Genomic DNA, 12063 nt, shown 5'->3' with positions numbered 1-12063 from the left:
TTTATATTCTATCCTTTAAAATGTAATATAAATAAAGTCATTTGGATTATAACCCGTACCATAAACCCCAAAAACAATAACTATTGCGATTAAACATACGTAGGTACACCATCTAAATATTAAGCCTTTATTGTTAAACCAAGTTATCATATTGGTCTTGTATCTGAATACATCTGTGATAACTGTTATCATAACTAATATGATAACCCAAGAGAATTGGATTAAACTCATTCCTAAATACTCTAATGTAAATAAATCTGGTTGAATGAGTCTACTAATTATGTCCATAACCTCTTGAATTGAATTATTTCTAAATAAAATCCACAAGAAACTTACAATGATGAAATTAGTTGCAATTCCTAGAATCTTTGTGAATTTATTCATTGGGAAATCTTTAAACAAAGGTTTCAGTGTTTCCTCAATAATTAATACCAATCCATGCCCAAATCCCCACAATAGGAAAACAAATGAAGATCCATGCCATAGACCACTTAACCCAAATGCGATAAATATATTCGTATATTTCCGTATCAACCCTTTTCTATTACCCCCTAATGGGATGTAAATATAATCTCTAATCCAAGTTGATAGTGAGATATGCCATCTATGCCAGAATTCTTGCAATGTTACCGATAAGTAAGGTGTATAGAAATTTCTTTTAATATTAAATCCCAGCATATTACTAACACCTATTGCGATATTACTATAGGCATCAAAATCCACATACAGTTGAAAGGAATATAGGAAAAGTCCAAATAAAACATAAACTCCTGTATATTCGGGATTATCCAAAATATTCTTTACAACAATATTTAAGTAATCTGCAATCACAATTTTTTGAAACATTCCAAACGCACATAAAGTAGCACCATTTTTTAAAGTCTTATAGTCAAATGATTTTGAAGCGCTTAACTGATTAAAGAAATCATATGATCTATGAATTGGTCCTGCAGATAAACAAGGGAAAAAACTAACATATAATGAATAGTCAAATAAATTAAAATCGATATCATCATTTCTTTTGTAAGTATCCACTAAATGACTTATTACTTTAAATGTATAGAATGATATCCCAATAGGCATGACTAAATTATCAATTTTAATGAAATTAAAATATTTGAAATAAATAAGTACAAGAATTGGAATGACAATTGCTAGAATTAACCCTTTCTTTGATTTAACTTTTAATAAATACTTTGAAAAATAATACGTATAGATGATAATAAATATTAAATAACTTAAATGAAACAAATTACCAAAAGACATCACAAAAAATACATTGCTTACAAGAAGTATGATTTTTCGAATCTCCCCTTTTGTTAGCCATGTCAGTATAAATACAAAGGATACAAATCCGATGAAATTAAATGACAATACCCCCATAATTCATTACCACTTTTCTAATTGATTTCCTTTTACAAGAAATGCTTGCTTCGCTAATTTAGCCATTGGATCATCTGAATAAGAGTCTGAATAAAAATTATCAATGCATTTTCTATCAAACTGCGCATCAAATCGAACTACCTTCTCTTCACCATAACAGTTTAAACCATCATAAGTGCCTGTAACTTGATTCACTTTTGAAGCAATTAAGTTTTTAATCCCTAATTTATCCATAAATGGCTTTAATAAGAATTCAGGTGATGCAGATATAATGACATCATCATCCTTTTGTTGTTCGATATACCACCACTTAATACAGTGCATGTGTGTATCTACGAATGTTTCTACTTCAGTATCAATGTTTGAAATATAACTAAACATTGAATACACATTTTCTTTGAATTCTGTTTTTGAAATATTTTTTAAAACATAACTTATTCCCTTAATTCCAATTTTAGGTAGTTTAAATAGACATTTTGGATATTTTTTTACTAAATAAAAGACAAAATCTCTTGTACTATCTCCTTCGTAGATAGTTTCATCAAAATCATAAACGTTCATAGTAACCTACTTTCTAAATATGTATGTATCACCAACAGTTGAAACAGATATTGTATCGATAATATAGCCTGAAGAATTATCGATGATTGATAATGTCAAATTTGTTTCAGGAGAATTCATTAATTTCTCATCGACAATCAATTCACCTCTTGTATTCACTTCAATTTCATGATTATTTATTATGAACTGTATATCTTCACTTGATTTCTCTCTTGTTTGTTTATTGTAGTCTAAGAGTATAATTTGATTTTTATCAACTTGTTGGATATCCAATCCCAAATCAATCAACAATTGTATTTGCTCATCAGGTAACCACAATTTATCTGAACCCTGGTAATTCACAATAATAGTTCCATCCAAACTTTTTGCGATTTCAATCCAATCTTTCAAATCTGTAATTTTATTTAAAGCTGCAACTTCTGTTTTAATATATAAATTGTTGTAATCATTTGAATAGAAATCGCTTGATTGATCCAGATTATAATTATGATTAATATAGTTTGATAGATATGATGTTAATTTCATTGATCCTAGAACATTCGCATGCCAAGTACTTCCATCAAAATCAAATTCATAATCAATCGTTGACAATAGTTTATTGAAGTTAATAAATTCAATTTCATTCTCTTTAGCATAATTTTCAATGTAATTATAAATCAGAGCATCCTCATCTGAAGCATAGTATGGTGTCTTAATTAATAATAACTGACTATCATTTTCCTTACAAAGGTTATTTATTTCATCTAGTAAATCTATCTTGGACTTTTCAGGCATTACAAATGCATCATCATGACTATATTCATAATAAGATTCATATTGTCCATATGGGTAAGCCAATGTAAAGCCGAAATTCGTATTATTAAAATGACTGTACCCATTTTCAAAATCCTTTTTGTCCATTTCAAATAATCGGTTATGGTATTTTGCGACATCAAAAATATTGAATAGCATATCCATATCATAAGTACTGGCTGCATCAATTTTATTTTGATTTAATTTTAAGTCTTCCGTATTTACTTTAGTTGAACCATCAGTTCTACAAGATTCTATTGAATTTGAGACTCCAAACACATCCAAAATAATTAGTTGCGGACTTTGTGTTTTAAATGATTCCTTCATATACGCTAATGTAATTTCTAGTGGCTGACATTCTCCACCAAATACATAACTGTTTATATTATTATTTCTCCATAATATGGAGGGATTTATTCCATAAAATATATGACTAGTACCAAAAAGTAAGACATCCATTGTATTTTCTTCTAAGCCATAAAACCCATCTACCTTAGAAGTCATATCAGAGGGTCTCGCTAACTTATTAGGTCTAAAAAATTCAGAAAAAGAGTATAGTAAAAGAAATGTTATTAATAATAGAGTAATCACTTTTACGCATATTTTTACAATATTCTTCATACATTGCCTTCTTCCTTACAAAGTATACCAAATTATATGATTTACAAGCAAATTATATTAACGATTAAATCCACTTAATAAACGGTATACTAAATCAATCAATTTAATAAAAAAAGAACTGATTGTTCCCAATAGTTCAATTTTATAAAAATATTGATTAATACTACAAAATTGATGTTACCAAACAAAAACAAAGATACCCAGTATTATTAATCCAATACCTATCAGCATTTTTCTATTCAACTTTTCCTTTAGTAAAATCCAAGAAAGCAAAGGAACAAAAATATAGCCAAACGATTCAATAATATTGATTGTTGATAGATTTATATTTTTATAAATAATTCTAGAATTAATAAATGTCACAATGAAAAATAAAATATATCCAATGATTACTTTAGAATTAAGAAAATAACGAATACCACCACTTTGTTCATTAGCTGATTTTTTCAATAGAATTTGTGTAAATGAACTTATCAAAACCATACAGGAAGCCAATAATAGATAATTATTCATATGCTTTACCTACATAAAACACACCTATAAATATCAGTGCTGTTCCTATAATCATTTTAAAAGTGATTTGTTCTTTAAATATAAAATATCCAAAAATCATTCCAAAAATAATAACAATAACTTTCAATGGATAAGCTACACTTAATGGTATATTTTTAATAATAATTTGCCATCCAATCGCATAAATAAATAGAAAAAGTAACGAAATTCCATAGAATAATAAAAAATAAAGTTCATTTTCTTGTAAAGAAGCAAATTTACTCATAAGTACAGATAAGGAATAAATTAAGTAGATAGCAAATAATATTACTATCATTCTACTTTTCTTCATGATTATTATCCCTACTAGTTTTTTTGATTACATATTGAGGAGTTTCATTTAAACTCATGTAGATACGTCCTATATACTCACCTATCATTCCTAAAACAGCAAGAATAATTCCACCTAAGATTGCAGTAGTTGCAATCATACTTGTCCACCCTTGGGGAACCATTGGATTATTTAACCAATTAACTAGAGAATAAATCAAAAGTAATAAACCAAAGAACGCTGCTATTATCCCAATATATACAGAAATTCTCAATGGTTTTATAGAAAATGCAGTAAATCCATTTAGCCAAAGCTTTATTAAGGAAGTGAATGTATAACCAGACTTTCCAATTTCTCTGTTTCTGTGTTTTACATTAACATTTGATATTGACGCTGTTGTTCTAAGAACTAAACCACTTATATATGGATAAGGACTATTGTATTTTAACATTTCATTAATTATATATTTCCTTGCTACAAAATAACTTGAGAGATATAAGTTTTTAGGTTTATTCATTAATTTGTTCGCCATTACATCATTAAGTTTGCTTCCTAAATTTCTCATGAAGTTATGTTGTTTATCTGGATATTTTGCAAATATTACATCATATCCTTCCTCCAACTTATTGATTAAATCATATACTTGATTTGCAGGCGTTTGTCCATCATCATCCAAAGAAATAACTATGTCGCCACTAGTGAAAGAGTATCCTGCTAGCAAAGCAGAATGTTGGCCAAAGTTTTTCGACATAGTTATAGCTGTCACATTAGTATTTTCATTTGACAAATTAAAAATTACATTCTCTGTTCCATCTTTTGAATAATCATTAACTAAAATGATTTCAAAATCAAGTTCATTATGAGACTGCATTGTTTCAAATATTTCAGAAACAACTACCTTTATTGTAGCTTCTGAATTATAGCAAGGAATAACAAATGAATATTTCATATTACCATTCCTCCTTAAGTACTGACATAAATACAATATCTAAAAATTTACCCTCTACAAAAACATCCTGTCTAAAACATCCTTCGAATTTAAAACCTGATTTTTCGTAACTTGCTATTGCTCGTTTATTCTCAGATAAAACTCTTAGAAAAACTTTATTTAAATCAAGTTCATTAAATGCATACTCTAAAATTTGTTTTATCACTAGTTTCCCAATACCTTTTCCTAAATAAGCCTCTTCTCCTATAAAAATTCCAAATTCTGCTTTTCTATTAGCACCATCTATATCTCTTAAAAAAACTGTCCCAATATCAACCTCATTGGCATTAATTATAAACTGCTTTACAAAACCTTTCTCTATCTTGGAAACAAAATATTGTATATGATCTTCATCAGTAATACTTCTTCTATCAATAAAATTCTCTAACACAAACTTCTTGTTTCTCCAACAGACTATATTTTTGGTGTCCTCAAGTTTCAAAGGTCTTATTCTTACCATCATTTCTCTAGTCATTATAGAATTCCTTGACACACCTTATAACTTTATCTAAATCATTATCATCAATTTGATAATATAAAGGCAATCTTACCAATCTTTCACTTTCTTTGGTTGTAAATGTATCTTCTCCAACAAATTCTCCATATTTTAGACCCGCTGGTGAAGAATGCAAAGGTATATAGTGGAATACAGCTAAAATTTCATTCTTTTTCAAATATTGTATTAACTCTGTTCTTTCAGATAAATCTTTACATTTTATATAAAACATATGAGCATTATGAGTACAGTTAGTAGGTATACTTGGTAAATCAATCTTTCCTCTTTCTGCAAGGAATTTGAAATTACTATAATACTTATTCCAAGTTTTCAATCGGTTTTGGTTTATCTCCTCCGCTAATTCAAGTTGAGCCCAAAGGTATGCAGCAAGCATATCACTTGGAAGGTACGAAGATCCCATATCTTGCCAAGTATACTTATCCACTTGTCCACGAAAAAATTGCGCTCTATTAGTTCCTTTCTCACGAATAATTTCAGCTCTTTCAGCTAGTTTCTGATTTTGAACTAAAAATGCACCACCTTCACCCATCGAATAATTCTTTGTTTCATGAAAACTATAACAGCCAAAGTCGCCTATTGTACCTAAATACTTGTCATTATATTTGGACATTACACCCTGTGCTGCATCTTCAACAACAGCTAATTTATACTTCCAAGCAATCTCCATAACCTTGCTCATTTCACATGAAACACCTGCATAGTGTACTACAACGATTGCTTTTGTATTTGAAGTAATAGCAGCTTCTATTTTATTTTCATCTATATTCATGGTGTCTGGGCGAATATCTACAAATTTTATTTTTGCACCTCTCAGCACAAAAGGGTTTACTGTTGAAACAAAAGTAAACGATGGACAAATTACTTCATCACCTTCTTTAATATCAAGCAATAATGCACTTAATTCAATTGCACTTGTACATGATGTAGTCAACAATACCTTATTTGATGTAAACTTTTCTTCCATCCAACGACTACATTTCTTTGTAAAAGTGCCATCTCCACATATTTTTTCATTTTTAACTGCTTGCATCATATATTCTGATTCTTTGCCAGTAAATGGTGGGACATTAAAATTTATCATAGTCATACCTCTTTAACAGTACTATTTTACAAGATTTTCAGGTAAAGTTAAACCCATTAATTCCAATTACTATCTAAAGTATAGTTAATAAATGCGTTGAAATATTTGAGTATCAAAATAAAAACAGCAAATTTAATCAATTTTGCTGTTTTCTTTTGTTCCAGTTAATTTTACGATTATTGACATGCAAATATAATTTACTGGTATAGTAATTGGCAATGAGAATAACTTAGCATAGATTTTAGGAATCCCCAACCAAACTACAAGCGCAACAATAAGCATATTAATAATAATTCCAGGTAAATAACTTATAGGAAAAGTTATAGCATTTTTCCAAGTGCACTTTTCATGATAAGTATATTTCATATTCATAAAGTATGAAATAACCATAGTTATTGCATCTCCAAAGAAACTAGATATTGATGGTGCAATACTCATATTAACAAATACAATATATAATATTTGTGATCCAATTGTATTAAATCCACCAATTAATCCAAAAGTTAAAAACTGTTTATTGAAAAATTTATTCTTAATTTTATTCCACATATCTATCACCTTTAACTTCAATATTATACCAAACTCACTTCTATTATCAAAGTAAAAGTCATGATATAATATCAAATATTAGGGGTGATTCTATGATTAAACATGAAAAAAAATATCTTATACTACTTTTCTTGATTTGCACAATAATTATGGGATGCTATTTTGGACAATATATTTTCAATAATTTACCTTTGGAATATGGAACCGATATTCGCCCTCAATGGTACTTATTTTATGAAGAATTTCGTAATTTAATGACAAATTTCCTTGAAAATAAATCACTGCCTTTCTACTCATGGTCAACATTTTTAGGAACAAATTTCTTTGCTTCAAAAAGTTACTATTTAATGGGTGACATATTTAGCTATATTGGACTTTTATTCAAAATAGATTTTTTCCAAACTGCTTTGATTCTGGAAATTCTCAAATTTTATGTTGCTGCTTTTGGAATGTATTATTTATTATCGCAGTATAATTTAAAGGCAAAAGTAAAAATGATTGGAGCAATTTGTTATACATTTAGTGGTTGGGCTATTTTCTTTAGTGGTCAACTTGTATTTCTTTCTTTTTATGCATTTGTGCCTCTATATTTTGCAGGTTTAGAAAATATTCTTCAAAAGAAAAAACCTATTCTTTATATCACTTTTACTTCGTTATGCTTATTTACAAATTTCTATTTCTTTTTTACTATTTCATTTTTCACAGTTATTTATTATATTTATCGTTATTATATAATCAATGAGAGTTTTAACAAATTCTTGAAGGACACATTAATAACTATTGGCTATTATCTAATCGGGGTTTCTATAACAATGATACTTACCTTACCTACTATTTATTACATTTTAGGTAATGATCGTTTGGGAGCATTCAAAGAAGGGCTAGTATTCAAGGATATTCAAGTGTACTTACATGAACTTGTATCAATTTTCGTCCCAAATTATCTATATATTTACAATACAAATGTATTCGAAACAAATTTTCACTATTCTCGTGAGATTTGCATGTATAGTGGTTTAATCACAGCTCTTCTTTTACCTCTAATACTCACGATAAAAACTAAATTTAGAACTGCTACACTTGGTGTTTGGATTTGTTTTTTACTAATTTTGTTATTCCCAAGAATCGGATCAGCTATTCATGGATTTGGCGATCCCAGTTTTCGATGGACATTTTTCTTAATATTATTTAATATAATAACTTCTTCTATCATCTTGGATAAAATAAGTGAAATTAATTTAAAAATATTTAAACTTTCATCTACTATTTCCTTTATCATATTGATTTCTATTATTCCAGTAAGTGCCCTTATTACTAATCAATCTTTACAAAATTTAACATATCAAATTGTTTTATTTACAATTTACGCAATAACATTATTAATCTATGTTCTTATTATTTCAAAAAAACCTAAACACTTACTGAACATATTACTGATTTTTACATCAATTGAATTATTAATTGGTGGAACAATTTTATATGCAAGAAAATTAAATGAAATATCTAAAATCGAAAATTATGAATTTATTAACAAAGTATCACATGTATTACAAGATTATGACAATCAACTCAATGAAGTGTTGAATTCTATTGAACCCGTAAATCCAAGTCAATATTTTAGAGTTTATATACCACATGAATCATTATATTGGTCTTATAGTCATAATATGTCAATGCTTTATCAATTAAATGGAACCATGGGATATGATTCAACTTATGCTCCCTCAATAAATGATTTAAAGGCTTTAGAACCAAGCATTCGCGATTTTGAATCAGAGTGGATATTTAATATCAAAGATATTAATTTATTAAATTTCCTTAATGTTAAATATGCGATAGTCACAAACGAAAGCGAGTTACCTGTTGGTGGTAACTGGAGATTATTATCTAATAACTTCCGATATAGTTTTCTTATATATCGAAATGATAATTACCGCGATTTAGGTACAACTTATTCAAAAATAGAATTAATAGATAATTACTCTGACAGTAAGTCACTATCCAACACATTATATGTAAATGATAATGATTTTGAAGATATCAATGCATTAATATCCAGCCAAGAAACTTCCATTCTCGAAAACATTCAATACTATGATAATCAACTTACTGGATACGTTTACAGTGATGCCTCTAGTTTTATGGTTATAACTTTACCTTATGATTCTGGGTGGAAAGTAAAAATTAATGGCGAAAATGTTAAGACGTACAAAGTTAATGGTGGTTTCATTGGTATTCCGATATTTGAAGGAGATAATCAAATCGAAATGTATTTCACCCCACAAGGATTTAAGGAAGGTGCTATTATTTCATTCATTGGTATTTTGTCATTTGCAGCAATTATTTACCTAAAAGTTAAGAAGAAATAAATAATAAATATACGCTATTATGTGACTTTTTGATCATTTAGGTAGTACTCAAACACTGTACGTAATCTAAAAGAACTTTTCTATTTTGAAAAGTTCTTTTTATATTGCAAAATTACTACGCCTATAAATAAAATCAATCCAGTTAATGATACAACTACCCCTAATTTAAATCCACTAGGTACAAAGTATCCTTCAACATGATTATATCCTTTCTCTAGTGGAAATCCAAGTGTACCTCCTTGTACATTGTAAGTCGAAACTTCGACACCATTTACGATTATTTTCCATCCCTTATCAAATGGTATTGAAATTGTGGCAAATCCCTTTTCCTTTAATTCAATATCTCCTACAAAAGTATTCTGTTCTAAAGAAACCCAGTCAAAGCCTTCAAAATTACTATCACCTAAGTATCCAGATAATTCATTTATCATATTATCATCTACTATTAGTGTATCCAAAATCACACTTGAATCATTTATCTTCTTATACTCAGATAATGAAATTGCTTTATCATAAACGCGAATAAAATTCTGATAATTAATATTCTCATAAACTGAAAAATCATTATAAATCCCAACTTCAACAAAATTTTGATGAGGAAGTTGATCCGGATTACTCACAACTGCATATTTTGTACTAAAATAATCAATTAAATTCGAATCTTGTATGTCAAAAGCCCATGCTAGATATGTACTAATTGAGCTTATCTCATTCATTTGCAATATAGCAGAACTATATGTTGAATCATAGGACATCAGTCCCTTGAAATTGTAGTTCAAATTCAAGTTTGTAGAATAGTCCCAGTAAATTGCAGAAGCAGGTACATAAATCCGATAGAATTGGTTGCGATTTTCTTCATCTAGGGTATATAAGTACTCATTTAATTCATTTTTATCTTTTAGAACATGCTCAACTCCATAAACAGTTTTATTTGAGAACTGTTTTGTATAAGGATTACCAAATGTAGAATAAAATGCAACAACCGTAATTTCAAGTACTGTAAATAAATAGATATATTTGAATTCTAGATTTTTTCTCAAAATAAGGAAAGCAATGGTCATGCTAATAACTACAAGTACAATCCTTGTGTACTCAATAGGAAAGCCCATTTCCATGGGTGCTGTGACATTATGAATTACAATAGGTAGCATAATCATTAATATCGCTCCAATAATATACGTCCACTTTAAGACTTTATCATTTATAATTTCAATTCTATCAATATAAGGTAGTGTAAGAACAATAGTAAAGAAAACCATAAATTGTGTCCATCTAAATGAAGGCTCGCTAAATCCATGCATCAGTGATGATCCAAGTGGGATAATCAACAGCAACAAAAATAGCAACAAGATGAATTTGTTCTCTCTTTTCTTAGAAAAGAAACTTTGCACTATTAGAAATCCATGAATTGATCCTGCCCAACAAAGAACGCCAAGAACTGTATTATTAGAACTAATTGTTTCAAAAACTGATTGAAATTCTAAGCTATGATTTAAAAATAATGATGTTGGGGTAAAAATGCCTAACAAAATTGCAAAATATGGTTTTATTGAGTCATAGACAAGAAAAGATGATGACTCTCCCAATCTACTATTTCCAATGATGTCTAATAATTCTGGAATTAAGGCAAAACCAGATAAGAATACACCAATAAAATATGCACCGATTAGTGGGAGAGAACATTTTATAAGTCCACTAAACTTTAAATTAATTTGATAATATCTAAATACAAAATAGAATACTGTAAATACACTTAAAGTATAAAATGAATAATAGTTTGTTATCGCTAAAAAAGCTGTAACTAATATGTAGACGGAAATTTTCTTTTTTACAAAATAATTTTCAATACAAGCAAAGTAAAGTGGAGTAAATACATAAAATGACAAAAAGAATGGATTGCAAAATGAATCTAATGCCCAAGCAGAGAAACCAAAACATATCGATCCATAAATGGCTGCATTTTTACTATAATTTCTAATATGACAATAGTAGTAGAAAAAAAGAGATGCTCCCATTACTTTAATTACTGTTTGTATCATAACGATCTGGCTATACGTTAAATTTTTAAACACTGTAAAGAAGTAATCAAAAATATCGTGATAGTAAAACAATTTACTTGCCCAAAAATTGTTTCCTAAGAAAGTGGTCCATGAAAAGAATGGAAGAGTTCCCTCCTGAATTGAAGTCTCGAAAGCCGTCTTTAAATTTTCATAGAATAAACTGTATTGTGTCCTCATATCCCAGCTTAGAATAAAAGCAGTATCAGTTAATATGTAAGGCAAAATGCATATTGCGATGATTATCAATACAGTTGAGATCAATATGATAATCTTCTTATTTTTTTTAAAAAAATCCATCATTGCTAACTATCCTCCATTC

11 protein-coding genes are annotated in these 12063 nt (G+C 28.4%); 1 reads left to right on the top strand and 10 read right to left on the bottom strand.

The window, feature by feature from the left end:
- Positions 1–15: 15 nt before the first annotated feature.
- The 9 genes from B5D14_RS04915 to B5D14_RS04875 all read right to left on the bottom strand — a co-directional run bounded on the left by B5D14_RS04915 (position 16) and on the right by B5D14_RS04875 (position 7315).
- Positions 16–1383 carry an MBOAT family O-acyltransferase gene (locus B5D14_RS04915; protein ID WP_078711482.1) on the bottom strand — a complete coding sequence of 456 codons (1368 nt, stop codon included), beginning with the start codon at positions 1381–1383 and terminating at the stop codon, positions 16–18.
- A 6-nt stretch (positions 1384–1389) separates the two neighbouring features.
- Positions 1390–1944, bottom strand: a complete 555-nt coding sequence (locus B5D14_RS04910) for an HAD-IB family phosphatase (RefSeq protein ID WP_078711481.1) — start codon at positions 1942–1944, stop codon at positions 1390–1392.
- 6 nt (positions 1945–1950) lie between these two features.
- Positions 1951–3240 (bottom strand): hypothetical protein, encoded by a 1290-nt coding sequence (locus B5D14_RS04905; protein ID WP_078711480.1) that lies wholly within the window; start codon positions 3238–3240, stop codon positions 1951–1953.
- A 294-nt stretch (positions 3241–3534) separates the two neighbouring features.
- Positions 3535–3870, bottom strand: coding sequence for an EamA family transporter (locus B5D14_RS04900; protein WP_078711479.1), 336 nt, complete (start codon positions 3868–3870; stop codon positions 3535–3537).
- Positions 3863–4186 carry an EamA family transporter gene (locus B5D14_RS04895; protein WP_159443730.1) on the bottom strand — a complete coding sequence of 108 codons (324 nt, stop codon included), beginning with the start codon at positions 4184–4186 and terminating at the stop codon, positions 3863–3865. Before B5D14_RS04895 ends, B5D14_RS04900 begins: the two co-directional genes overlap by 8 nt.
- 1 nt (position 4187) lies before the next feature.
- The gene (locus B5D14_RS04890) at positions 4188–5129 is read right to left on the bottom strand and encodes a glycosyltransferase family 2 protein (RefSeq protein WP_078711477.1); all 942 of its coding nucleotides are present in this window, start codon (positions 5127–5129) and stop codon (positions 4188–4190) included.
- 1 nt (position 5130) lies between these two features.
- Positions 5131–5643, bottom strand: a complete 513-nt coding sequence (gene pseH, locus B5D14_RS04885; protein ID WP_078711476.1) for a UDP-4-amino-4,6-dideoxy-N-acetyl-beta-L-altrosamine N-acetyltransferase — start codon at positions 5641–5643, stop codon at positions 5131–5133.
- A complete protein-coding gene (rffA, locus tag B5D14_RS04880) occupies positions 5636–6766 on the bottom strand; it encodes a dTDP-4-amino-4,6-dideoxygalactose transaminase (RefSeq protein ID WP_078711475.1) in 1131 nt (376 codons plus the stop codon). The genes pseH and rffA overlap by 8 nt, the downstream gene beginning before the upstream one ends.
- Positions 6767–6898: 132 nt before the next feature.
- Positions 6899–7315, bottom strand: a complete 417-nt coding sequence (locus tag B5D14_RS04875) for a GtrA family protein (protein WP_078711474.1) — start codon at positions 7313–7315, stop codon at positions 6899–6901.
- A 92-nt stretch (positions 7316–7407) separates the two neighbouring features.
- On the opposite strand from B5D14_RS04875, the gene B5D14_RS04870 reads away from it, so the two are divergent.
- The gene (locus tag B5D14_RS04870) at positions 7408–9684 is read left to right on the top strand and encodes a YfhO family protein (RefSeq protein WP_078711473.1); all 2277 of its coding nucleotides are present in this window, start codon (positions 7408–7410) and stop codon (positions 9682–9684) included.
- A gap of 80 nt (positions 9685–9764) precedes the next feature.
- Here the strand turns inward: B5D14_RS04870 and B5D14_RS04865 are convergent, their stop codons facing one another.
- On the bottom strand, positions 9765–12044 hold the full coding sequence (locus tag B5D14_RS04865; protein WP_078711472.1) for a YfhO family protein: 2280 nt from the start codon (positions 12042–12044) through the stop codon (positions 9765–9767).
- Positions 12045–12063: the final 19 nt, after the last annotated feature.

The sequence above is a fragment of the Anaerorhabdus furcosa genome (assembly GCF_900167375.1).
GTDB classification, from domain to species: domain Bacteria; phylum Bacillota_I; class Bacilli_A; order Erysipelotrichales; family Erysipelotrichaceae; genus Anaerorhabdus; species Anaerorhabdus furcosa.
The sequence above is the reverse complement of the archived record's forward strand: the minus strand, read 5'-3'. Positions and strand labels throughout refer to the sequence as shown.

Bases quoted from the DNA above. Each gene is read 5' to 3' on its own strand.
- B5D14_RS04875 (WP_078711474.1), bottom strand. From the start codon at position 7,315: ATGTGGAATAAAATTAAGAATAAATTTTTCAATAAACAGTTTTTAACT.
- B5D14_RS04905 (WP_078711480.1), bottom strand. From the start codon at position 3,240: ATGACTTCTAAGGTAGATGGGTTTTATGGCTTAGAAGAAAATACAATG.
- B5D14_RS04865 (WP_078711472.1), bottom strand. From the start codon at position 12,044: ATGATGGATTTTTTTAAAAAAAATAAGAAGATTATCATATTGATCTCA.
- B5D14_RS04890 (WP_078711477.1), bottom strand. From the start codon at position 5,129: ATGAAATATTCATTTGTTATTCCTTGCTATAATTCAGAAGCTACAATA.
- B5D14_RS04900 (WP_078711479.1), bottom strand. From the start codon at position 3,870: ATGAATAATTATCTATTATTGGCTTCCTGTATGGTTTTGATAAGTTCA.
- B5D14_RS04910 (WP_078711481.1), bottom strand. From the start codon at position 1,944: ATGAACGTTTATGATTTTGATGAAACTATCTACGAAGGAGATAGTACA.
- rffA (WP_078711475.1), bottom strand. From the start codon at position 6,766: ATGATAAATTTTAATGTCCCACCATTTACTGGCAAAGAATCAGAATAT.
- pseH (WP_078711476.1), bottom strand. From the start codon at position 5,643: ATGACTAGAGAAATGATGGTAAGAATAAGACCTTTGAAACTTGAGGAC.
- B5D14_RS04895 (WP_159443730.1), bottom strand. From the start codon at position 4,186: ATGATAGTAATATTATTTGCTATCTACTTAATTTATTCCTTATCTGTA.
- B5D14_RS04870 (WP_078711473.1), top strand. From the start codon at position 7,408: ATGATTAAACATGAAAAAAAATATCTTATACTACTTTTCTTGATTTGC.
- B5D14_RS04915 (WP_078711482.1), bottom strand. From the start codon at position 1,383: ATGGGGGTATTGTCATTTAATTTCATCGGATTTGTATCCTTTGTATTT.